22 protein-coding genes are annotated in these 22,329 nt (G+C 71.7%); 11 read left to right on the top strand and 11 right to left on the bottom strand.

What is annotated here, in order from left to right; genetic code table 11:
* Positions 1-6 precede the first annotated feature (6 nt).
* Together DEJ48_RS33170 and DEJ48_RS33160 are read right to left on the bottom strand one after the other, a co-directional pair.
* A complete protein-coding gene (locus DEJ48_RS33170) occupies positions 7-1,422 on the bottom strand; it encodes a HEAT repeat domain-containing protein (protein WP_150219834.1) in 1,416 nt (471 codons plus the stop codon).
* A 301-nt stretch (positions 1,423-1,723) separates the two neighbouring features.
* Positions 1,724-2,116: an ankyrin repeat domain-containing protein gene (locus DEJ48_RS33160; protein WP_150219833.1), complete on the bottom strand. Its 393-nt coding sequence runs from the start codon at positions 2,114-2,116 to the stop codon at positions 1,724-1,726.
* 293 nt (positions 2,117-2,409) lie between these two features.
* Here DEJ48_RS33160 and DEJ48_RS33155 point away from each other — a divergent pair, with 293 nt between their 5' ends.
* Both DEJ48_RS33155 and DEJ48_RS33150 read left to right on the top strand, forming a co-directional pair.
* Positions 2,410-2,604 carry a hypothetical protein gene (locus DEJ48_RS33155; RefSeq protein WP_055567030.1) on the top strand — a complete coding sequence of 65 codons (195 nt, stop codon included), beginning with the start codon at positions 2,410-2,412 and terminating at the stop codon, positions 2,602-2,604.
* A gap of 36 nt (positions 2,605-2,640) precedes the next feature.
* Complete coding sequence (locus DEJ48_RS33150) at positions 2,641-4,218, top strand: hypothetical protein (RefSeq protein ID WP_150219832.1); 1,578 nt, start codon at positions 2,641-2,643, stop codon at positions 4,216-4,218.
* 43 nt (positions 4,219-4,261) lie between these two features.
* Here DEJ48_RS33150 and DEJ48_RS33145 read toward each other — a convergent pair whose 3' ends face one another.
* Positions 4,262-5,761, bottom strand: a complete 1,500-nt coding sequence (locus tag DEJ48_RS33145) for a PLP-dependent aminotransferase family protein (RefSeq protein ID WP_150219831.1) — start codon at positions 5,759-5,761, stop codon at positions 4,262-4,264.
* A 102-nt stretch (positions 5,762-5,863) separates the two neighbouring features.
* Here DEJ48_RS33145 and DEJ48_RS33140 point away from each other — a divergent pair, with 102 nt between their 5' ends.
* The 4 genes from DEJ48_RS33140 to DEJ48_RS33125 all read left to right on the top strand — a co-directional run bounded on the left by DEJ48_RS33140 (position 5,864) and on the right by DEJ48_RS33125 (position 9,361).
* On the top strand, positions 5,864-6,559 hold the full coding sequence (locus tag DEJ48_RS33140) for a YczE/YyaS/YitT family protein (RefSeq protein ID WP_150219830.1): 696 nt from the start codon (positions 5,864-5,866) through the stop codon (positions 6,557-6,559).
* Positions 6,556-7,323: a glycerophosphodiester phosphodiesterase gene (locus DEJ48_RS33135; RefSeq protein ID WP_150219829.1), complete on the top strand. Its 768-nt coding sequence runs from the start codon at positions 6,556-6,558 to the stop codon at positions 7,321-7,323. The genes DEJ48_RS33140 and DEJ48_RS33135 overlap by 4 nt, the downstream gene beginning before the upstream one ends.
* 45 nt (positions 7,324-7,368) lie before the next feature.
* Positions 7,369-8,730, top strand: coding sequence for an MFS transporter (locus DEJ48_RS33130; RefSeq protein ID WP_150219828.1), 1,362 nt, complete (start codon positions 7,369-7,371; stop codon positions 8,728-8,730).
* 256 nt (positions 8,731-8,986) lie between these two features.
* Positions 8,987-9,361, top strand: coding sequence for an RNA polymerase-binding protein RbpA (locus tag DEJ48_RS33125; RefSeq protein ID WP_030360404.1), 375 nt, complete (start codon positions 8,987-8,989; stop codon positions 9,359-9,361).
* Positions 9,362-9,490: 129 nt separating this feature from the next.
* Here the strand turns inward: DEJ48_RS33125 and fxsA are convergent, their stop codons facing one another.
* The 4 genes from fxsA to DEJ48_RS33105 all read right to left on the bottom strand — a co-directional run bounded on the left by fxsA (position 9,491) and on the right by DEJ48_RS33105 (position 13,573).
* Entirely contained in the window at positions 9,491-10,066 is a 576-nt protein-coding gene (gene fxsA, locus DEJ48_RS33120) for an FxsA family membrane protein (RefSeq protein ID WP_150219827.1), read from the bottom strand.
* 99 nt (positions 10,067-10,165) lie between these two features.
* Positions 10,166-10,966, bottom strand: a complete 801-nt coding sequence (locus tag DEJ48_RS33115; protein WP_150219826.1) for a polyprenol monophosphomannose synthase — start codon at positions 10,964-10,966, stop codon at positions 10,166-10,168.
* 480 nt (positions 10,967-11,446) lie between these two features.
* Positions 11,447-13,090, bottom strand: a complete 1,644-nt coding sequence (locus DEJ48_RS33110; RefSeq protein ID WP_150219825.1) for an amidohydrolase — start codon at positions 13,088-13,090, stop codon at positions 11,447-11,449.
* A 42-nt stretch (positions 13,091-13,132) separates the two neighbouring features.
* Positions 13,133-13,573 carry an Lrp/AsnC family transcriptional regulator gene (locus DEJ48_RS33105; protein WP_150219824.1) on the bottom strand — a complete coding sequence of 147 codons (441 nt, stop codon included), beginning with the start codon at positions 13,571-13,573 and terminating at the stop codon, positions 13,133-13,135.
* A gap of 205 nt (positions 13,574-13,778) precedes the next feature.
* Here DEJ48_RS33105 and DEJ48_RS33100 point away from each other — a divergent pair, with 205 nt between their 5' ends.
* Positions 13,779-14,207, top strand: a complete 429-nt coding sequence (locus DEJ48_RS33100; RefSeq protein WP_150219823.1) for a hypothetical protein — start codon at positions 13,779-13,781, stop codon at positions 14,205-14,207.
* A gap of 1 nt (position 14,208) precedes the next feature.
* On the opposite strand, the gene DEJ48_RS33095 is transcribed toward DEJ48_RS33100, so the two are convergent.
* Positions 14,209-15,309, bottom strand: a complete 1,101-nt coding sequence (locus tag DEJ48_RS33095) for a phosphotransferase family protein (RefSeq protein ID WP_150219822.1) — start codon at positions 15,307-15,309, stop codon at positions 14,209-14,211.
* A gap of 33 nt (positions 15,310-15,342) precedes the next feature.
* Positions 15,343-16,470, bottom strand: coding sequence for a hypothetical protein (locus DEJ48_RS33090; protein ID WP_150219821.1), 1,128 nt, complete (start codon positions 16,468-16,470; stop codon positions 15,343-15,345).
* A 174-nt stretch (positions 16,471-16,644) separates the two neighbouring features.
* On the opposite strand from DEJ48_RS33090, the gene DEJ48_RS39900 reads away from it, so the two are divergent.
* Positions 16,645-17,067 carry a hypothetical protein gene (locus DEJ48_RS39900; RefSeq protein WP_190538126.1) on the top strand — a complete coding sequence of 141 codons (423 nt, stop codon included), beginning with the start codon at positions 16,645-16,647 and terminating at the stop codon, positions 17,065-17,067.
* On the opposite strand, the gene DEJ48_RS33080 is transcribed toward DEJ48_RS39900, so the two are convergent.
* Entirely contained in the window at positions 17,030-18,202 is a 1,173-nt protein-coding gene (locus DEJ48_RS33080; RefSeq protein ID WP_150219820.1) for an acyl-CoA dehydrogenase family protein, read from the bottom strand. The two genes, DEJ48_RS39900 and DEJ48_RS33080, sit on opposite strands and share 38 nt — an antisense overlap.
* Positions 18,203-18,587: 385 nt before the next feature.
* On the opposite strand from DEJ48_RS33080, the gene DEJ48_RS33075 reads away from it, so the two are divergent.
* Positions 18,588-19,832: a glycoside hydrolase family 18 protein gene (locus tag DEJ48_RS33075; protein ID WP_150219819.1), complete on the top strand. Its 1,245-nt coding sequence runs from the start codon at positions 18,588-18,590 to the stop codon at positions 19,830-19,832.
* 105 nt (positions 19,833-19,937) lie between these two features.
* On the opposite strand, the gene DEJ48_RS33070 is transcribed toward DEJ48_RS33075, so the two are convergent.
* Positions 19,938-20,561 (bottom strand): TetR/AcrR family transcriptional regulator, encoded by a 624-nt coding sequence (locus tag DEJ48_RS33070; RefSeq protein WP_150219818.1) that lies wholly within the window; start codon positions 20,559-20,561, stop codon positions 19,938-19,940.
* Between the two features lie 201 nt (positions 20,562-20,762).
* Between DEJ48_RS33070 and DEJ48_RS33065 the strand changes: the two genes are divergently transcribed.
* Together DEJ48_RS33065 and DEJ48_RS33060 are read left to right on the top strand one after the other, a co-directional pair.
* Entirely contained in the window at positions 20,763-21,317 is a 555-nt protein-coding gene (locus tag DEJ48_RS33065) for a DUF6230 family protein (RefSeq protein WP_150221541.1), read from the top strand.
* Entirely contained in the window at positions 21,308-22,303 is a 996-nt protein-coding gene (locus tag DEJ48_RS33060) for a DUF6114 domain-containing protein (protein WP_411757504.1), read from the top strand. Before DEJ48_RS33065 ends, DEJ48_RS33060 begins: the two co-directional genes overlap by 10 nt.
* Positions 22,304-22,329 lie beyond the last annotated feature (26 nt).

Raw genomic sequence — 22,329 nt, 5'->3', positions numbered from 1 at the left:
CGCCCGCTACACGGCCGCGTCCGGGCCGATCCTGCTGCGCACCGCGGTCTGTACCTCGTCCTCCTCGGCGGGGTCCGCGGCGAGCCTCCTGAGGCGGTTGACGACGCGGGCGTCACCGGTCTCTGCGTGCCGTGCGGCGACTTCGCGGGTGGACTCCTCGCAGTCCCAGAGGCACTCGACGGCGAAGCCGGAGGCGAAGGAGGGATCGGTGGCGGCCAGCGCGCGTGCCGCGCGGCCGCGGAGATGGGAGGAGGCGGTCTCTCTGTAGACGTGCCGCAGCACGGGGGCGGCGCAGGCGATGCCTAGGCGTCCCGCGCCGTCGACGAGGGTCCACAGCGTCGGCGCGTCCGGGCCCTCGCCGCGGACGGCCTCGCGAAGGGCGGCGAGGACCAGCTTGCTGTCCTGCGCGCCGCCCCGGCAGGCGAGCATGCGTCCGGCGGCGGCACCCAGGTCGTCGGGCCGGTAGGCCCAGCGTCGGGCGCGCTCGACGGCGGCGACGCTGCGCATCCGTTCGAAGGCGTCGATGGCGGCGTCCGTCACGGTCCGTGAGAGGCCTTCCGCGGCGAACTCGATGAGGTCGAGGGCGGCGGGGTCGTGGGTGTCCGCGAGGTAGCGCAGGGCAGTGCCGCGCGCCCCGTCCGAACCGTTGCGGGCGGCCTCGACGATCTCGGCGCGGTCCTCGGGTCCGGCGACCGCGGTCAGGCAGCGGGCGGCGGGCACGTACAGGACGGTGCCCCGTTCGAGGCCCTCCTGCGCCCAGGCGAAGACGGCCTGGACGCTCCAGCCGGGGCGCGGCCCCGAGGGCCGCATCTGGCGCTGCCACCGGTCGAAGGAGCCCTGTTCCCGCGCGGCTCGCACGCGGGCGCCGATGTCGGCGCGGGGGTCCTCCTCCCAGAGGCGCCAGGGCCGCGGTTCGTAGGCGTCGCGGACGGCGGCGGCCAGCTCGGCCTCGCCCTCCGCGTCGGGGCCGAACCTGGCGAGCACGGGGGCCGCGAGGGCCCGCAGGCCCGCGTCGTCGTCGCGCAGCGCCAGCTCGTCGAGGGCCCATGCCCAGTTGGAGCCGAACGCCGCGTACCTCCGCAGGAGTTCGAGGGCGTCCTGCCTGCCGTACGAGGCGAGGTGCCCGAGGACAGCGAGGGCGAGTCCGGTGCGCGAGTCGTCCGTGTTCAGGACGTCCTCGGCATCGAAGAGGTGGCGCTCGATCTCGCCGAGCCCGCCGTGCAGGTCGAGGTAGAGCCGGGCGTAGTACAGCGAACGGTTCTCCACCTGCCAGTCGTGGCGGGGATCGTTGAGCACGCAGTGGTCGAGGGCGGTGAGCGCCTCGGACCGTGGGGCGGTGAGCGCGTGCAGGGTGCCGTCGCCGCGGCCCCTCTGCAGCAGGCCGAGCAGCGTACCGCTGGGCGCTATGACCGGATCGAACATGGGAAACAGCCTCACATCAAGCGTCGACGCAACCGGGAATCACGCATTACCTGGCCGTGCGCCAACACGTCGGGCCGCCCGCCGTCTTTTGCTTGTCGAAGACCATCTTCCTCTGCCTCTCGTCGGTGGCCCGAGGGTTCCCGGACGGGAGGTCCGGGGGCGGGCCGCTCACGGTCCACGCGGTGCGGCAACATCTGCCCCACCGTCGCGTCCGTGAATCACGTCGTCATGATGACCCGGCGGTCAGGTCCGCCGCGACCACATTTCCAGCGCCCCCGTTGTTGCTGGTCAGGTACCCGGTTCAGGCGGCCCCGAACAGCTGCAGCAGCTCCGCCTTTCCGAACATGCGGGCCGTGTCGACCGCCGAGGGAGTGCCCGCGGCGGGATCCGCACCACCGTCGAGGAGGGCCCGGATCACCGCGTCCTCGCCCTTGAAGACGGCTCCGGCGAGCGGGGTCTGGCCCCGGTCGTTGGCGCGGTTGGTGTCGGCGCCGCGCTCCACGAGGGAGCGGACCGCGTCGGCGTGCCCGTGGTAGGCCGCCAGCATCACCAGCGAGTCGCCGCTGTCGTTCGTGAGGTTCGCGGGGACGCCCGCGTCCACGTAGGCGGCGAGCGCCGCGGCGTCGCCCTGACGTGCCAGATCGAAGATCTTGGTCGCCAGCTCCACGACCTCGGGGTCGGGGGCTTCGCTCATGGGGGCGTTCCGCCTTTCTGGCTTGCTGGTTATCCGAGTGCGTCTGCCTGTGCAGCCGTACGAGTGAATCGACAGGGTACTGCCCCGCCGGGCACATGACCCGGACCGCCCGAGGCAAAGATCACGCAGAGGCGCGGAGGTCTCCCCGAGGCGTCCGTCATGGCCCAACCGGACTCCACCGTTAGAGGGAAATCTCAAGAAATTGACCCATTTGCACCTTTTATCGTATGGATACATGCTGTGAACCTGGAAGAACTCATGGTGACTGTCCCCACCAAACCAGGAGAACCGTCATGGTCCTTTCCATCTCGGGCGTCGTACTGCTCGGAATCATCGTCTTCCTCTTCTTCCGCAAGGACGGACTCAAGGCGTCGCACGCGCTGGTCTGCGCCCTCTTCGGCTTCTTCATGGCGGGCACGGCGATCGCCCCGAGCATCAAGGCCGGCAGCGCGAGCCTGGCGAGCCTCCTCGGCGGGATCAAGTTCTGACCGTCCCGCTTTCGTACGCACCTCCAGGAGACAGACGTGGCCAGGCGCCCACTCCCCCGCATTCTGAGCAACGGCACCGCATCCATCGCCCGGAGCAGGGAGCTGGCACGGTCGGCGGCCGACAGCGCCACGGATGTCCTCCATCCGCTGATCACGATCACCCGCGGACTGCGCCGGCTGGCCGCCGCCGGACGGCGCAGGTGGGCCGACACCCCCAAGGACAAGCGCGGGCCGCTGCTGTTCCTTGCGGCCTCCGTGGTCCTGGTCGTGGCGCTCGTGCCGTTCGGACCGCTGCTCGCCCTCATCTCCCTGATGGCGGCGGCGGCCTGGACGGGCCGCGAGCGCACCGCTCCGGAGCCGACAGGACCGGACGAGGCACAGGTACAGCGACTTCAGTCCCTCTACGAAGCGCTCGTCCCGTACTTCTCGGTCCCCGAGGACCCCGCCCCGCTCTTCGCGCACGGCGGTGAATGGGACAAGGCGTTCGTCGAGCACGACTTCGACGACACCGGGCGGATCTCCCGGCTCGTGGTGCGCTACCCCGCGTACTTCACGGACGGCGAGGCCGAGTCCCGCGCGCGGATCGAGCAACTGCTGCACGCCAAGGCGGGTCGCGGCCGCGAGTACCACTTCCTGTGGGACGAGGAGGGCAACCAGCTCACCGTCACGGTGCTCTCCCCGCTCCCCACCGACATCGCGGCCCAGCGTTTCGTCACCGCCCCGGGAGAGACCGTCCTCGGCTTCACCGACGAGACCGGCGTCCAGCGCACCCTGCCGCTGTCCGACGGCGCGGAACAGCGCGACGTACCCCCCGTCGTGTGGCGCACCGGCATCCGCTCCACCGAGCCCCACCTGCTGATCGCCGGTCAGCCGGGCAGCGGCACGACGACACTGCTGCGCTCCATCGCCCTCCAGGCGCTGCAGTACGGCGATGTGCTCATCGTCGAGGGCAGCGGCACCGGCGACTACGCCTGCCTGACCGGGCGCGACGGGGTCCTCGCCATCGAGTGCGGGCTCACCGGGGCGCTCGCGAGCCTCGAATGGGCGGCGCACGAGACCGAACGCAGGCTCATCGCGGCGAACCGCGCGCGGCAGGCGGGCCACCCGCCGCCGGAGGACACCAAGCGCCCCCTGTGGCTCCTCCTCGACCGGCCGAGCGCGCTCGGTCACCTCGCCGCGGCCGACGGCCGCACGGACCCCCAGTCGCTGCTGCAGGTCCCGCTGCGGCACGGCAGGGCGGCGAACGTGACGGTCGTGGTCGCCGACCAGCTGGACGGCCTCGACGCGCTGAGCGAAGCCGTGCACCAGCACACCCGCGCGCGCGTGGTGCTGGGGTACGCCACGGTCGACCAGTTGGAGGACGTCCTCGGGGCGCCTCCCCACACGACGCCCACGACGGACGTGCCGCCCGGCCGCGGCTACGCCAGGCTCGGCGCGGGTCAGGTGCACCGCCTCCAGGTGCCCGCGACCCCCGATCCGTACGACGACGCGACCAGCGAGGCACACCGCACGGCCGTCATGGAGCTGCTGCCGGAGCGGAGCACTCCGCCTGACGAGACGGAGGCCGCCGCCCCGGAGGCCACGGAGGCGGAGCCGGTCCCCGCCGAAAACTGACCGCCGCCCTTGGGGAGCCGGTGCCCGACTACGGAGAGGCGCGTCAGGCGACGAACGGGTGCGCTGCCTGCGCGCCCGCGCCGACGCCCGTCTCGACCAGCCGGGCCGCGGCCGCGAGGCGCACCGCCGCCTCGTCGGCGAGCGCGCCCCCCACGGTGAACGGCAGCCGCACGTACCCCTCGAAGGCTCCGTCCACTCCGAAGCGCGGCCCGGAGGGGACCCGGACGCCCACCCGCTCGCCCACCTCGGCGAGCCGCGACCCGGACACGCCCCCGGTGCGCACCCACAGGGTGAGGCCGCCGCGCGGCACCTCGAACTCCCAGTCGGGCAGCTCGCGGCGGACCGCGGCGACCAGCGCGTCACGGTTCTCCCTGGCCTGCTCCCTGCGCACGTCCACGGCGGCCTGCCAGCCGCCGGTGTTCAGGAGCCAGTTCACGGCGAGCTGTTCGAGGACCGGGGTGCCGAGGTCGGCGTACGCGCGCGCGGCGACCAGGCTGCGGATCACGTCGGGGGCGGCCCGCACCCAGCCGATGCGCATGCCGGCCCAGAAGGCCTTGCTGGCGGAGCCGACGGTGATGACGGTCGATCCCGCCGGGTCGAAGCCGCAGACCGGGCGCGGCATGGCCAGGTCCTCGTCGAGGCCCAGCTCGCTCATCGTCTCGTCGACGACGAGGACCGTGCCCGCGGAGCGGGCCGCCTCGACGAGCTGCCTGCGCTGGTCCTCGTCGGCGAGCGCGCCCGTGGGATTGTGGAAGTCGGCGACGACATAGGCGAGCCGGGGCGCGGCGTCGCGCAGGACCTGGCGCCAGCGGTCCATGTCCCAGCCCCTGAGGCCTTCGTCCATGGCGACGGGGACGAGGCGGGCGCCCGCCTCGCGCATCAGCTGGAGGATGTTGGCGTACGACGGCGACTCCACGGCGATGCGTTCGCCGCGGCCCGCGAAGAGGTGACAGATGGCGTCGATGGCGCCCATCGCGCCGGTGGTCACCATGATCTGTTCGGGCATGGTGGGGATCCCGCGCGCGGTGTAGCGCTCGGCGAGCATCTCGCGCAGGGCGGGCAGGCCCGCGGGATAGTCGCCGTGCGTGTGGGCGTACGGCGGGAGGGCTTCCAGGGCGCCCTGGACGGCGCGGGTGAGCCAGGGTTCGGGCGCGGGCAGCGCGGCGCAGCCGAGGTCGATCATGGAACCGAGCGCCTCGGGGGGCAGCGGTTCGAGCCCGCGCGCGGGGAGGGGGTTTCCGGCGGGGACGGCGGTCCAGCTGCCCGCTCCCCTGCGGGACTCCAGGAACCCTTCGGTGCGCAGCGCTTCGTAGGCGGCGGCGACGGTGGTGCGGCTGACGGCGAGGGCGAGGGCGAGTTCGCGCTCGGCGGGCAGGCGCGCGGCGACCGGGACGCGCCCTTCGAGGACGAGGAGCCGGATGCCGTCGGCGAGGGCGCGGTAGGCGGGCGGGCGGCGCGAGCCCGTGCCGAGGGGGCGGTCCTGCTGGGAGGCGAGGAGACGGGCGAGCTGCGTCGACCCCATCGCCGAAGTCCACTGAGCCATGATTCCCAGTCCACCTTCCCCGGATTGGCCATGGTTGGCTGCTCTGTACAAGCCACAGAGTGTCATGCGTCAGGCCACTACCACCACCGACGGGGGCACCTCTTGTCCGGCACGGCATCCGGGGCGACGCCCGGCACGGCACCGCGGGCGATCCGGCGGCGACTGCCGCGGAGACTCACGCAGCTCTACGCGGGCCTCACCCTGTACGGCGTGAGCTCCGCGCTCCTCGTGGTGTCCGGCCTCGGCCTGGAGCCGTGGAACGTGCTGCACCAGGGGCTCGCCGAGCTCACCGGTCTGTCGATCGGCGCCGTGTCCATCGTCGTGGGCGCCGCGGTCCTGCTCCTGTGGATCCCGCTGAGGCAGCGTCCCGGCCTCGGCACGGTCTCCAACGTCTTCGTCGTCGGCCTGGCGATGGACGCCGCGCTGGCGCTGCTCCCGGACGCCGAGGGCTGGGCCGTGCGCATCCCGCTGATGGTGTGCGGGATCGTCCTGAACGGCGCGGCGACCGGCCTGTACATCGCGGCCGCGTTCGGGCCCGGCCCCCGGGACGGACTGATGACGGGCCTGCACCAGCGGACCGGGCGCTCCATCCGGCTGATGCGGACGCTCATCGAGGTGGCGGTGGTCGTGACCGGCTTCGCGCTCGGCGGCACCGTGGGGGTCGGCACGGTCCTCTACGCGTTGGCCATCGGCCCGCTCGCCCAGTTCTTCCTGCGCCGGTTCGCCGTCCCCGCGACCGCCACAGGTGGCGTCGTGGCCTCCGGCGGCCCGCCGGAGCAGGCGATACTGCAGCCGTGACCACGCGCGTACGCCACCCCTACCTCGATCACCCCGGCCCGCTCGCCCTCGCCCACCGAGGCGGCGCGGCGGACGGCCTGGAGAACACCGCGGCGGCCTTCCGGCGCGCCGTCGACCTCGGCTACCGCTACATCGAGACCGATGTGCACGCCACCGCCGACGGCCGCCTCGTCGCCTTCCACGACACGACGCTGGACCGGGTGACGGACGCGGCGGGACGCATCATCGACCTCCCGTGGAGCGAGGTGCGCCACGCGCGCGTGGCGGGCAGCGAACCGGTGCCCCTCTTCGAGGAGTGCCTCGAAGCCTTCCCCGACGTGCGCTGGAACGTGGACGTGAAGGCGGAGCCCGCTCTGCTGCCGCTGCTCGACCTGATCCGCCGCACCAACTCCTGGGACCGCGTCTGTGTCGGCTCGTTCTCCGAGGCGCGCGTGGCCAGGGCCCAGCGCCTCGGAGGCCCGCGCCTGGCCACCTCCCTGGGCACCCGGGGCGTGGCGGCGCTGCGGATGCTGTCCTACGGAGTGCCCGCCGCCCTGCGCCGTTCCGCGGTCTGCGCCCAGGTGCCCGAGACGCACGGCAGGATCAGGGTGGTGGACCACCGCTTCGTGCGCGCCGCCCACGCGCGCGGACTGCAGGTCCACGTGTGGACGGTCAATGACGCGGACCGGATGAGCGCCCTGCTCGACCTCGGGGTGGATGGCATAGTTTCCGATCACATCGAGACGCTGCGCGGGGTGCTGAAGGACCGGGGGACCTGGGTCTGACCGCTCCGGGTCGGCGCCGCACCACGGGGAACAGCGAGGTCACGGGTGAGCACCGACACCGTGAGGAGAACAGCGTCCGACGACTCCGACGCCGCGGAACGGCGGCGCGAGCAGCGGGGCTGGTACGTCTACGACTGGGCGTGCTCGGTCTATTCGACGAGCGTTCTGACCGTGTTCCTGGGGCCCTATCTGACCGAGATCGCGAAGGCGGCCGCGGATCCCGAGGGTCATGTGCATCCGCTGGGCCTCCCGGTCCGCGCGGGCTCGTTCTTCGCGTACACGGTCTCCTTGTCGGTGCTCGTGTCGGTCTTCGTCATGCCGCTGGCGGCTGCCGCCGCCGACCGGACGGGCCGCAAGAAGCCGCTCCTCGCCGTCGCCGCGTACCTGGGGGCTGCGGCCACGGCGGGCATGTTCTTCCTGGAGGGCGAGCGGTATCTCCTCGGCGGTCTCCTGCTGATTGTCGCCAACGCCTCGCTCGCCGTCTCGATGGTGCTCTACAACTCCTACCTGCCGCAGATCGCGCCTCCTCAGGAGCGTGACGCGGTCTCCTCGCGCGGCTGGGCCTTCGGATACGCGTCGGGCGCCCTGGTTCTGGTGGCGAACCTCGTCCTCTTCCTCGCGCACGACAGCTTCGGCGTCTCCGAGTCGACCGCGGTCCGCATCTGTCTGGCGTCGGCGGGGCTCTGGTGGGGCGCCTTCACCCTCGTCCCCCTGAAGCGGCTGCGGGACCGCGGGACGCCCGCGCACGAGGCCGGCACGGCACCCCGTGGCGGGTGGCAGCAGCTGCGGTCGACCGTGCGGGACATGCGGCGCCACCCCCACACGCTCGCGTTCCTGCTCGCCTACCTGGTCTACAACGACGGCGTCCAGACGGTGATCTCCCAGGCCTCCGTCTACGGCTCCGAAGAGCTGGGCCTCGGTCAGTCCACGCTGATCGTCGCGGTCCTGCTGGTCCAGGTGCTGGCGGTCGCGGGCGCCCTCGCCATGGGGCGCCTCGCCCGGACGTACGGCGCCAAGCGGACCATTCTCGGGTCGCTCGTGGCCTGGACGGTGACGATCGGGGCCGGGTACTTCCTGCCCGCCGGCGCGCCCGCGTGGTTCTTCGTCCTGGCCGCGGGGATCGGCCTGGTCCTCGGCGGCACCCAGGCCCTGTCCCGTTCGCTCTTCTCGCACCTGGTGCCGCACGGCAAGGAGGCCGAGTACTTCTCCGCGTACGAGATCAGTGACCGCGGGATGGCGTGGCTGGGACCGTTGATCTTCGGCCTCACCTACCAGCTCACGGGCAGCTACCGGGACGCCATCGTGTCGCTCGTGGCGTTCTTTTTGCTCGGTTTCGCCCTGCTCGTACGGGTACCCGTACGGCGTGCGGTGCGCGACGCGGGAAATCCCGTACCCGACAGGATTTAGCAACTGAAGCCAAAGGCCGGTAGTGTACGCCTTTGGCCTGCCAGGCGGACCGTTACTGCGAGCTGAAGAATCAGAAACGCTGGGTGACATCTGCTGCCAGATGTGACAAACCGGGCACTGGTGGGTACAACAAGGGGCGGCATACGACGGCGACGCATAACCCTGAACGGGAATCTTTACCGCCGACCGGACGTTGACCGGATGACGACGACAGCGACACCTGTCCTGTGGGCGACAAGCCCGGGAGGCACGATTCATGAGTGAGCGAGCTCTTCGCGGCACGCGCCTCGTGGTGACAAGCTACGAGACCGACCGCGGCATCGACCTGGCACCTCGCCAGGCCGTGGAGTACGCATGCCAGAACGGACATCGTTTCGAGATGCCGTTCTCGGTCGAGGCGGAGATCCCGCCGGAGTGGGAGTGCAAGGTCTGCGGGGCCCAGGCACTCCTCGTGGACGGCGACGGACCTGAGGAGAAGAAGGGCAAGCCGGCGCGTACGCACTGGGACATGCTCATGGAGCGCCGCACCCGAGAGGAGCTCGAAGAGGTCCTCGAGGAGCGTCTCGCGGTTCTCCGGTCCGGTGCCATGAACATCGCGGTGCACCCGCGTGACAGCCGCAAGTCCGCCTGACGGCGAACGCTGCGGCACACCGCACAACGCAGTACACAGCGCAACGCAGTACAAAAGGGCCGGGGCCACTGCTCAGCAGTGGCCCCGGCCCTTTTGTGTCTCGTCCCGTCCCCGTGTCTCGTCCCGCTCTCAGTGCGGGAGCTGCGGGTCGTCCCGACGCGGGTCGCGCCTCGGCGGCTCGTCGTCCCTGATGACCTCGCCCTGCACGACCTTGCCGTCGGGGCGGTGCATCCGCGCCTGCTGATAGGCGTCGCCCAGCCCGCCGGGCGTCGCCTCGCGCACCTTGCGCTCGAAGGTCCGCTCCGCATACCTGCTCAGCGCCTTCTGCACCGGCGGGACCAGCAGGATCAGCCCCAGGGCGTCCGAGATGAGCCCCGGCAGGATGATCAGCAGGCCGCCCAGCATCGTCAGGGCGCTGCCTCCCCCGGTCTCCCGGGCGGGCGTCTCGCCGCGCTGCTGCTGTTGCACCGCCTCGCTGAGCTTGCGGAACGCCCGGCGCCCCGCGCGCTTGATCACCGCGGAGCCGAGCAGCAGGCCGCCCACCAGGAGCAGGAAGACCACGAGCCCGCTCGTGGCTCCCGCCACGACGGTCAGCAGCCAGATTTCCAGGACCAGCCACGCGGCGATGCCGAGCGGCAGGAACCTCAGGGGCCCGGAGCGCCGGGGCCGGGCGGGTCGGATGGGAGGCGGTGCGCCAGTCGTCATGCTCCCAGTGTGCCTGGGCCCGCCTCAGTCCGGCATAAGGGGATGATCAAGACGGCGCCCGGCCCGGTCCCGGCGGACGGCCGCCACCGGACCCCACGCTCAGTCCTGCTTGCGCCCGATGGCCTTGCCGACCTTGCCGACCCGCTCGCCCACGCCCCAGGCGGTGACCCGCCACAGCGCCTCGACGACGATGTTCTGGCTCATCTTGCTGTCGCCGAGCTCCCGCTCGACGAAGGTGATGGGCACCTCGACGACGTGGTAGCCCGCCTTGACCGCGCGTCGGGCCAGGTCGACCTGGAAGCAGTACCCCTGTGACTCGACCTCGCCGAGTCCGAGGCCTTCGAGGGTCTCGCGGCGGAAGGCGCGGTAGCCGCCCGTCACGTCGCGGATCGGCACGTCGAGCAGGAGGCGCGAGTACGTGCTGCCGCCGCGGGAGATGAACTCGCGGTGCTTGGGCCAGTTGACCACCCGTCCGCCCGGCACCCAGCGCGAGCCGAGCACGAGGTCGGCGCCCTTCAGGGCGGTGAGCAGCCGGGGCAGCTCCTCCGGCTGGTGGGAGCCGTCCGCGTCCATCTCGACGAGCACGCCGTAGTCGTTCTCCAGGCCCCAGCGGAAGCCCGCGAGATAGGCCGCGCCGAGCCCCTCCTTGCCCTTGCGGTGCAGGACGTGGACCTGCTCGTCCTCTGCCGAGAGCTCGTCGGCGATCTTGCCGGTGCCGTCGGGGCTGTTGTCGTCGGCGACCAGAATGTGCGCGTCCGGCACGGAGGCGCGCACCCGGCCGACGATGGCCTGGATGTTCTCCGCCTCGTTGTAGGTCGGAATGATCACCAAGGCCGTGCCGAGCGAGCCGAACTGCCTCCCCTGGTCCCCTGCTTCGGAGACCCCGCCGCCGTCGTTCACTAATGCCCCTTCGTTCGTACGCAGAGGACCACCATAATGGCCGCTGCCTGCGACGCCGCGACGGCACGGGACGTACTGCGGATCGGGGCCCGGCGCCCTTCGGGCCGGCCCGGGACCCGCTGGCTGCGGATCGACCGAAAGCCGTTGTCTACTGAGCGTCCGGGCCCCACCCGGGTCACACCTGCCGAGTCGGCTGATACGTTCCCTCGCCTCCGCGTCGCGGGCGCTGGACCTGGCTCCCAGTGGTGGTGCGCCGGTGCGGCACACCACCCGTGACCCAGCGGCGTTCGACGACTGCGTGGAGGTTCGCCGGTCGGACGTCCTGTGGTGGACCCGGCCGAACCTACCGGCCCACGGCGGCTCTCTGTCAATACCCGGCTGAGCTGCGGCGACTTAACGGACCGCCAGGTCAGTGCAGAGGATTCCCAGGTCGTACGGAGCCGTGACCGGCCACGATCGGCTGCGCGCACCGCCGGGACATCACTCGTCCGGCCCCACGAACACGGCCCTTCCGCCCACCACCGTGCGCAGACAGACGGGGAGTTCGGCCCCCGGCGAGAGGTCCGGCAGGCCGGGCGTGCCGGACCGCGGATCGGTCGACCAGCGGGCCACGCGGTCGTCCGGGGCCTGCACCACCAGATCGGAGGTGCGCCATACGGCGTAGTCCGCGGGTGCGCCCGGCACCAGGATGCCCGCGTCGTCCCTGCCGACGGCCCGCCAGCCGCCGCGGGTGTGGGCGGTGAACGCGGCCCGTACGGAGACCCGGTGTTCCGGCGTCCGGTGGAAGGCGGCGGCGCGGACGGTGCCCCACGGGTCGAGGGGCGTGACGGGGCTGTCGGAGCCGAAGGCCAGCGGCACACCGGCGCGCAGGAGGGCCGCGTACGGATTGAGGGTGCGCGCGCGCTCGACGCCGAGGCGCTGGGCGTACATGCCGTCCTCGCCGCCCCACAGCGCGTCGAAGGCCGGCTGGACGGACGCGGTGAGGCCGAACTCGGCGAAGGCGGCGATCGTCTCCGGGGCGAGCATCTCGGCGTGCTCGACGCGGTGCCGTGCGGCGCGGACGCGGGCCGCACCGACCTTCTCGGCAGCCTGGCGCATGCCGTCGACCACGGAGGCCACCGCGGCGTCCCCGATGGCGTGGAAGCCCGCCTGGAGGCCTTCCTCCGTGCACGCCACGACGTGGGCGGCGACGGCCGCGGCGTCCAGGTACGCGGTGCCGGTGTGCGCCGCGTCGGCGTACGGCTCGTGCAGGCAGGCCGTGTGCGAGCCGAGGGCGCCGTCGACGAAGAGGTCACCGGCGGCGCCGACCGCGCCGAGTTCCTTCGCGCGGCGCACGTCCTGCTCGGCCCAGTAGCCGACGACGCGCGGGCCGGGCTCGTCGGCGGCGAGCCGCAGCAGCCCGGTGAAGTCGTCCTCGTCGGAGATCTCGGGGCCCGCGCACTCGTGGACGGAGCCGATGCCGAGCGAGACGGCGTGGCGGAGCGCGGCGCGCTGGGCCTCCGTGCGCTGCTGCGGGGTGATCGCGCCGAGCGCCGCGGCGCGCACGCCGTGGTGGGCGTCGGCGGTCAGCGGGGCTTCCGGGTGGTATCCGGCACGGTCGGTGACGCCGGGCACCAGGTCGAGCAGCGCGGTCGTGACGACCGCCGAGTGGACGTCGATGCGGGAGAGGTAGAGGGGCCTGCCGCCGGCCGCCTCGTCGAGTTCCGCGCGCGTGGGCGGGCGGCCGCCGGGCCAGCGGGCCGCGTCCCAGCCGTGGCCGAGGAGGACGGTGTCGTGCGGCCGCGCGGTGGCGTGTTCGCGTACGAGAACGAGTGCGTCGGCCAGCGAGCGGGCCCCCGTGAGGTCCAGGCCCGTCAGGGCGAGGCCGGTGGCCGTGGTGTGCACATGGGCATCGGTGAACGCCGGGGTGACCAGGGCACCTTCGAGGTCGACCACGTCGTCGACACCGTCGGCGAAGGCGTCGGCAGCGCCCTCGGAGCCGACCCAGGCGACATGTCCGCGCTCGACGACCATTGCGGTGGCGAACGGGTCGGCGGGGCTGTGGACGTCGCCGCCGCGCAGCAGCACGGTGCGGTGGTTCGATGGATCCTGGGGGTCGTTCCCGGGGGCGGTGCTCTGGCTCATGGGACCAGTCTCGCCCCTGCCGGCGGGCGGCCGGCGCGGGGGTCACACCTGGGGCGGGCGCGCCTCGTACGGAGTGGAGAGGACGACGGTCGTGCGCGTGGAGACACCGGCGAGCGCCCGCAGGCGGCTGAGCAGGTGCTCCAGCTCCAGCGGGGTGGCCACCCGGACCTTGAGGATGTAGTTCTCGTCGCCGGCGACGCTGTGGCACGCCTCGATCTCCGGGACGCCCGCGAGGCGGTCGGCGATGTCGTCGGGGGCACTGGGGTCGAACGGTTTCACCGAGATGAAGGCCGTGAGCGGCAGCCCGACGGCCTCGGGGTCGACCACCGCGGCATAGCCGCGGATGACACCCCGCTGCTCCAGCCTGCGCACGCGCTGGTGCACGGCCGAGGTGGACAGGCCCGTGGCCTTGCCCAGGTCGGTGTAGCTCATCCGCCCGTCCTTGACGAGCAGCTGCACGATCTGTCGGTCCAGCTCCTCCATGCGCCGAACCTACAGGGCTCTTGATCCGTTCGGGTAGCCGACTCGTCTCCCCGCTCGGGGGCAACTTTATTTGGCATGTGACGAACGACACACCCCTGTGGCCGTGTCCGACGGGATGCAACGATTACCTCCACGACGGGACGGGAAGTGCTTGCTGTGGTCGAGGCCGCAGCGCCTTGTCGGCCCACCCGAGGGGGAGATTCCCATGCAGAATTTGAAGCGCCCCGGCCGGTCTGCCCGCGCCAAGCAGCAGCCGGTCGCCGAGCCCGAGCCGGAGGGCGTCGAACCGGCTGACGCCTTTCTCGACTCCTACGACACTTTCGAGATGTACCGGGTGAACTGCCCCGACTGCGGGCAGCCCATCGCGCTCCTCGCGGACGAGGACGTGCTGCCCGAGCACGCACTGTGCCCCACGCCCTGGAACCCGTTCGGGCTCACGGTCTGTGTGGGCACCGGCCGCGCGGCCACCGACGCCGTGCCCGCCGACGAGTCGATGGAGGCTCAGGAGCAGGACACCGCCCTGCTCCTGACGCTCCCTCAGGGCCTCGACTGGCGGACGCAGCCCTTCTCGCACGTGGGCGGTCCCGGCTCGCGCCCCATCCGGGTGCCGCAACAGCACCGGCCCGCCGCCTGATTCACCAGTAGGTGCCCTGCACCATGGCGGCCAGGCTGTCGTGGTGCAGGATCAGCGTGTCCGCGGCCTTCTCGTCCGCCGGAACAGCCGCCTCCCCGAAGTGGACCTGCCGGTAGGCGACGCGCAGCATGACGATCGCGTGCCGCAGGGCCGCGTAGAGCGTGTAGAAGTCCATGTCGCGCGGCGTGTGCCCGGTGAGCCCGGCGTACGCCGCCTCGACGCGGTCTCGGCGCTGGAACTCGGGCAGCCCCGGCTGACCGAAGCTCACCGTCAGGTCCTGGAAGAAGCGGTGGAGGTAGACCGTCCAGCCGAGGTCGACCTCGCGCGGGGCGAGCGCCGCCATCTCCCAGTCCAGGACGGCCGCGGGTTCGAAGCCGTCGTAGATGATGTTCCCGATGCGTGCGTCGCCCCAGTTGAGCACGGCGTCGCCCTCGTGACGGGGCCACATCTCCTCGAGACGGTCGAAGGCGCTCTCGATGAGTGGTGAGCGGGGCAGTCCGTCCACCACCCAGGCGTAGTAGGCGCGTTGGGCGGCCACATGGCGTCGCAGCGGGCTGCCTTCGCCCGGCAGCGCGAGGAAGGCGGCGGTCTCCGGTGGTGCTTGGTCGTGCAGGTGGGCGAGGACGCGGACCGAGGCCTCTTCGAGGCGCGCCCGTTCGGCGTCCGACGCCGCGTGCAGCCAATTGCCGTCATACGTATAGGGCATGACGTCCGGCGGTACGCGGCCCTCGATCCGTTCCATGACGAAGAACGGCGCCCCGAGCGGACCCGGGTCCTCCTCGAGCCACAGCACCCGCGGCACCGGCACGTCGGTGTGTTCGGCGACGAGCCGCATCGTGCGGTACTGACGCGGCATGTCGTAGACAGGGAAGATCGTGTACGCCGCGGGGTCGGCCGCGAGCCGCAACGCGCACTTGCCGAGCGGCGGTTCGGGGTGTTCGACGGTGAAGAGCAGGGTCTCGCTGGACATGCCGTTGGACTCTGGGACGGTCATGTCGGCCGCCTTCGCGCCGGGCAGCCGGGCGTCGAGCCAGGTGCTGAGGCGGCGGGCGAGGTCTTCCGGGTCGCGCGTGGTGGTGCGGGGGCGGGGTGCCGTTGCCATGTCCGTGCTCCTTCCTCCGGGCAGGCCGCGCTCTCAGGGCGCCACGGAGTCGAATCCGGTGAAGCCGCTCGGGTCGTGGCGGCCGAAGCTGCCGTGCTCGAAGATGCCGTAGCCGGTGCGGCCTTCGAGGGTGAAGCGTGCGGCGTGGTCGATGACGCCGTACGCGGCGAGGGGGTGGGCCGCGGGGTCCGACAGGTCGTAGCTGCGCCGGTCGGTCCACTCGCGGCCGCGCCAGGTGCCGTGCTGCCAGTCGTCGGCGGGCGGGTATCCGGCGCCCACGGCCAGGGGCAGCGAGGCGAGCACCTGCACGCCGACCTCCACGGGCTTGTGGCCGTCCGGGTCGGTGAGGTGGATGACGGCGTGGTCGGGGTGGCGGGTGCCGGAGCGGTAGGTGATATCGGTGCGGGGCCAGCCGAGTTGGCGGTCGGGCCGGCCGGGACGGACGAGGGTGGCGTCGTTGAGGGTGCGGTAGCCGTCCGCGTCCTCCTGGGCGATGACCATGAGGAAGCGGTCCTCGAAGTGGACCGGGCACCAGATCCAGTGGAAGCCCTCGGTGGCGAACTCCTCCTCCAGACGCCCGCGTTCCTCGCCGGGTACTGGTCGTACGCCCCAGCTGCGGTCGCGGGTCGCGGTCCACTCCCCCGCCGTCACGGCGATCTCCTCGCCGCCCGCCCGGATCACTCCGGCGGGCCGGCCCGCCTGCACGAAGCGGCGCCCTTCGAGGGTGAGCCGGTCGCCGCGGCGCTGGACGTGGTGCGGCTCCCACAGGGCGGGGAAGTCGGCGGTCCAGGTCAGGTCGTACGAGAGGGACGCGGGGTCGTCCGGGTCGGCGGCGCACGAAAGGCGGATGCGGTGCAGCGGCTCGTCGACGGTGATGCGCAGCGGGCCGACGCCGAGGTCCATCCGGTCCTCGCCCAGGGCGTCGCTGGCGCGTACGGCATGGAGCGTGTCCCCGATGCGCAGGGTGGCGTACGCGTCGATGACGCCGAGGTTCGGATAGACGCCGAGCCCGAGAATGAGCAGGGCGCGGCCCTGGTGGTCGAAGAGGTGGAAGATGCACCGGTCGTAGGCGTTGCGGTCGCCCGTCGCGACGTACTTCATGGAGAGGGGGACCTGGTGCACGGGGTACTCGTCGAGCGGGACCGGACGGTCGTCTGCCACGGCAAACCTCCCTGGTCGCACGGCAGTTCAGGGTGGCGGGAGGCAGGTGACCCTCCGGCGCGGAGTTGACGGTACGTCAGTTCGCGAGGCGGAGCCAGACACATGTCAGACCCGGAACAGACGCACGATTCCTCGCGGCGGTGTCCTGTGGGGGGTGAGGGGCGTTGCCCCTGTATGACCCCCACGGACATGGGACCGGCGCACTTCCCCACCGGACATCGACGGCGCACCCTCGTGACGGTGCCCGCCTCCGCAGAATCGGTTCCCCAGAACTCCCAGAGACCTCAGGAGCCCCAGCAGCACCAGGCTCCGTACCCGTACGCACACCACCCGCAACACGCGCACCAGCAGCATGCACATCACCAGCAACAGCAGCCGCACCAGGCCTACGCGCAGCCGTACCAGCAGCCGCCCGCGCCCTACCAGCAGCCCCACGTCCAGGACCCGCCGATCTACCGCGCCCTGATCCGCCACTGGGCGGACCGGGGCCGCACGCTGCCGGGGCACCACGACGCCGAGTGGGTCAGGCTCGTGGCGCCGCCGGTGCGGCACGGCCAGTTCAGCGCGAGTCGGGACCCGCGAGGTGACGTGCGATGACCATGCGCTGGATCTGATTCGTGCCCTCGACGATCTGCAGCACCTTGGCCTCGCGCATGAGGCGCTCCACCGGGAAGTCCGCCGTGTAGCCGTACCCGCCGAGGACCTGCACGGCGTCCGTCGTCACCTTCATCGCGGCGTCCGTGCACAGCAGCTTGGCCATGGCCGCCTGCTTGGCGAAGGGCCGTCCCGCGTCCCGGAGCCGGGCCGCGGAGAGGTAGAGCGCCCGGCCCGCCTCGATCTGCGTCGCCATGTCCGCGAGCATGAAGCGCAGGCCCTGGAAGTCCGCGATGGGCCTGCCGAACTGCCTGCGCTCGGTCGCGTACCCGACGGCCTCGTCGAGAGCCGCCTGGGCCACCCCGATCGCGCAGGCCGCTATGCCGAGGCGGCCCGAGTCGAGCGCGGAGAGAGCGATGGCAAAGCCCTGGCCCTCGTCCCCGAGGCGACGGGAGTCGGGAATGCGTACGCCGTCGAAGTTGATCTGGGCGGTGGGCGAGCCCTTCATGCCCATCTTCTTCTCGGGCACCGCGGCGCTCAGCCCCTTCGCGTCGCCCGGCACCAGGAAGGCCGTGATGCCGCGGGCGCCGTCCGCGCCCGTGCGGGCCAGCACGGTGTAGAAGTCGGCGACGCCGCCGTGCGTGATCCAGGCCTTGGTGCCGCTGATCACCCAGTCGTCGCCGTCACGGACAGCCTTGGTGCGCAGCGACGCCGCGTCCGATCCGGCCGCGGGCTCGGAGAGGCAGTACGCGCCGAGGAGACCGCCGCCGAGCATGGCGGGCAGGTGGTCCTTCCGCTGCTCCTTGGTGCCGTACCCGGCGAGGGCGTGACAGGAGAGGGAGTGGACGCTGACGCCGAGACCGACGGTGAGACGTGCGGCGGCGAGCTCCTCCAGGACCTGGAGATAGACCTCGTACGGCTGGTCGCCGCCGCCGAACTCGGAGTCGTAGGGCAGTCCGAGCAGGCCCGACTCGGAGAGCAGCGTGAAGAGCTCGCGGGGGAAGCGCCCGGCGTCCTCTTCCTCCGCCGCCTTCGGGACGATCTCGCGCTGGGCGATGTCCCGGACCAGCGAGAGCAGATCCCTGGCCTCATCCGTGGGCAGCTGACGCTCCACCGACTGCGTGATGTGGTCGGGCATGACGCTCTCCTCCCTGTGGGGCTGCGGCGGACGCCCGCGCTGGGTAGGGGCGGCGCCGCCGGGAAACGTGCCGAGCCGTGGTGGTCTTCCGGGTCACGAAAGCAGCTGACCAGCGGCTCCGGCGCGTTGAGTATGCCCGATCGGCGGCGACCCGTCACTAGTTAACGACCGCTTACTCGAAAGATAGCTGAAGATCGCCGGTGACCGCCGACGGCCGCGGCCGGGGCGGGCCGACGGGTACGGCTGATTGGTACGAACCATTGACCGCACTGGTCTAGTCCTCCTACTGTTCCCCCGAACGTCTTAACGCGTTCATGCCAAGTCGCACTTCGCAGGTCCACAGCAGCACTTTCCCCCTCCCGGTTTCCCCCCACGAGGAGTCACGATGCTCAGACCGCACACCTCCCGCGCCTCCTTCAGGGCGCTCGTCGCCACCACCTGTTGCGCCGTCCTCGGCGCCGGCCTGCTGGCGGGCGCGGGCTCCGCGTCCGCCGAACAGGACAAGGGCACCGCGACGAAGGCCGCCGCCGGCTCCAAGGTCGTCGGATACTTCACCGAGTGGGGCGTCTACGACCGGAACTACCACGTCAAGAACATCGAGACGTCGGGTTCGGCCAACAAGCTGACGCACATCAACTACTCCTTCGGCAACGTCCAGGGCGGCAAGTGCGCGATGGGCGACGCCTACGCGGCCACGGACAAGGCCTACACCGCCGACCAGTCCGTGGACGGCGTGGCGGACACCTGGGACCAGCCCCTGCGCGGTAACTTCAACCAGCTCCGCAAGCTGAAGAAGAAGCACCCGAACCTCAAGGTGCTGTGGTCCTTCGGCGGCTGGACCTGGTCGGGCGGGTTCACCGAGGCGGCGAAGAACCCCGCGGCCTTCGCCCAGTCCTGCTACGACCTGGTCGAGAACTCCAAGTGGGCCGATGTCTTCGACGGCATCGACATCGACTGGGAGTACCCGAACGCCTGCGGTCTGACCTGCGACACCAGCGGCCGTGACGCGTACAAGAAGCTGATGTCCGCGGTCCGTTCGAAGTTCGGCAGCGGCAACCTGGTGACCTCGGCGATCCCGGCCGACGCCTCGGCCGGCGGCAAGCTCGACGCCACCGACTACGCGGGCGCCGCCCAGTACGTCGACTGGTACAACCCGATGACGTACGACTACTTCGGCGCCTGGGACGCGAAGGGGCCGACCGCCCCGCACTCACCGCTCACGTCCTACACCGGCATACCGAAGGACGGCTACAACTCCGACGCCACCATCAAGAAGCTCAAGGGCCTCGGCATCCCCTCGAACAAGCTGCTGCTCGGCATCGGCTTCTACGGCCGCGGCTGGACGGGCGTCACGCAGAAGGCGCCCGGCGGCACCGCGACGGGCCCGGCGGCGGGCAAGTACGAGCAGGGCATCGACGACTACAAGGTGCTCAAGACCAAGTGCCCGGCCAACGGCACGGTCGGCGGGACCGCGTACGCGCACTGCGGCAACAACTGGTGGAGCTACGACACCCCGGCCACCATCGCGGGGAAGATGAACTACAAGAACCAGCAGGGCCTCGGCGGCACGTTCTTCTGGGAGCTCAGCGGTGACACGTCCAACGGTGAGCTGATCAAGGCCATCAACTGACGTTCCGCACGCGCGGGTCGGGGCGGGAGCCGATGCGGCTCCCGCCCCTTCGCGTACGCCCTGCCACGCACGCCCCGCCACGCAAGCCCCGCCGCATGAGCCCGTTCAGGGCCTGGCGGGCGCCGGGTACGACGGCTCGAAGTCCTCGATCACCCGCAGCGTGTCCCCGAGCGTCCGCACCAGGAGGCAGCCGACCGTCTCCCGCGTCAGGCCGGGGCGGTCGATCCAGTCCAGCGTGATGCCCTCCACGCTGCACAGCCAGCCGATCAGCGCCGTGCGCGCCAGCTGCGGGATGTCCTTGCGGCCGTACGCCCCCTCGGCGATCGCACCGATCAGCGCCTCGCGCACACCGTCCCGTATCGCGTGCACCTCGGCGTCGAAGCCGACACCGCCGCTGATGATGGTGCGGTACGCGGCCTGGTGGTGCTCGGCGTAGCGGAGGTAGCCGTCGACGGTGCGCTGCACCCGCTCCACGGGCGGCAGGTCGTCGTGCCGGCCCGCACGGGCCACCAGGTCGGCGACGGAGTCCTCGATGATCGCCAGGTAATAGCCGCGCTTGGACTTGAAGTAGTAGTAGATCAGCCCCTTGGCGACGCCCGCGTGCTTGGCGATGTCGTCCATCGACAGCGCGTCGTAGGACGTGTCGGCGAACAACTTCCGTCCGATGGCGATGAGTTCGGCACGGCGCGCCGCCGAGCGGTCGGTGCCGCGCTGTTGACTATTATTCAATTTGAGCCCTAGTCTCCAACTGCCTCGGAATCGTCCGCAGTATGGCAGAACGGTGCCACCCTCCGGCCGCCCTCCGACGGCTCTTCACGCACTCCCCTTACGCACGCTTGGCGACGCGGAACGACGTACGGGAGGAAGACAGTGAGCGCAGCACGCACCGCGTTACGCGAAGGCAGAACGTCCTGGAAGAAGACGGCCGCGATGGCCCTGCCGGCCGTCCTGGCCGTCGGTGTGATGGCCTCCGTGATGGCCGAGGGCGCGCTCGCCGCGTCCTTCGCGGTCTCCGGGACCAGCTTCCAGGTGTCCTCCGGAAAACTGACCAGCCAGGGCCTCTCCTCCTACGTACAGACGGACCGGGACATCGACGGCAAGGGGCACCCGGTGGCGCTCCTCGGGATCGGTGACGCGACCCTCTCCGACATCTGCCAGGCCGCCGAGGTCAAGACCCCGGTGGGCACAGTCGTCTTCAAGCTGACCGCGGGCGGCGACGCGGGCAACGTCACCGCGAGCAACCTCATCATCGACGGCGAGGACCTGGTGGGCGACGCCCGCTTCGGCACCGCACAGATCGGCCGGGACGCCTCGACGCTCGACGAGGTGCCGGGCGTCAAGGGCGAGCGGGGCAAGTTCGGACTGCAGGCCGGGGACATCACGGTCTCCGGGGTGAAGTCGCACGCCTGGTCGGCGACCGGCGGCAACTTCCGGCTCAAGGGCATGCGCCTCGATGTCAGCCTGGGTGGCAAGAAGTGCTTCTGACCGGCGGCGGCAGGAGCGGCGTCCGACCGTTCCGTACGGACGGCGGCGGCTGGCTCGACCGGCGGCTGCCGTGGCCCGACCAGCGCCGCGTCGTCCGCAGATGGCGGCGCACCCGGCCGTTCTGGGCCGGGCTGCTGCTGCTCCTCGGCGGCGCCGAGCTGCTCCTCATCCCCCTCTCCCCGCTGACCGTGCTCGTCAGCCTGGGGCTCGGCGGCATCGCGGCCCTCGGCATCGGGATCGCGCTGGTCGTGGCGGGCCTCTTCCTCTGGCTGCTGCCGCACACGCACCACTACGTGAGCGTCAACGCCATGATCCTCTCGGTGCTCTCGTTCGCGGCCACCAACCTCGGCGGGTTCCTCGTCGGCATGCTGCTCGGCATCGCGGGCAGCGCCATGGGGTTCGCCTGGACTCCGGTGCCGCGGGACGCCGAGGAGGATCCGGCGCGGCCCAGGGTGCGCGACGGGCAGGGCACGCGGACGCTGGCCGTCCTGCTGCCCGTGGCGTTGGCCGCCGGGCTCGTCTCGCACGGCGGCCGGGCGGAGGCGGTCCCGGCGGACGCGGCCGCCGCGGACGCGATCGTGGCGCCGCGCGTGCCGCCGACCGTCACCACGACGCTCTTCGCGCCGCAGGGCTTCCTCCTGGCCGGGGTCCGGGAGATCCCGACCGCGGACGGGCCGCTGAAGGTGATGGTGCTGCGGATGAAGGCCGCCTCGCTCACCGACTACCGGCTGAAGACCCGCGACGGCAGCAACGAACTGGCCCTCGGCGCCGACACGTTGGACCTCAGCGGCGAGGTCACCCTGTACCTGACCAAGTTCCGGGGATGCCTGGAGGGCATCCTCTGTCTGACCTTCACGCCCGACAAGCTGCCGGTGCCGCCCGTGGTGCCGCCCTTCGTCTTCATGACGGACGTGAGCGCCGAGCAGGCGCTGGTCACGTCGGACTCGATCGTGGCGGGCGGTCTCAGTCTGCGGGCGTCGGCGTGAAGGGCGCGCGCCACCCGGGGGGCATC

Source organism: Streptomyces venezuelae (genome assembly GCF_008642315.1).
GTDB lineage: Bacteria > Actinomycetota > Actinomycetes > Streptomycetales > Streptomycetaceae > Streptomyces > Streptomyces venezuelae_D.
The sequence above is the reverse complement of the archived record's forward strand: the minus strand, read 5'-3'. Positions and strand labels throughout refer to the sequence as shown.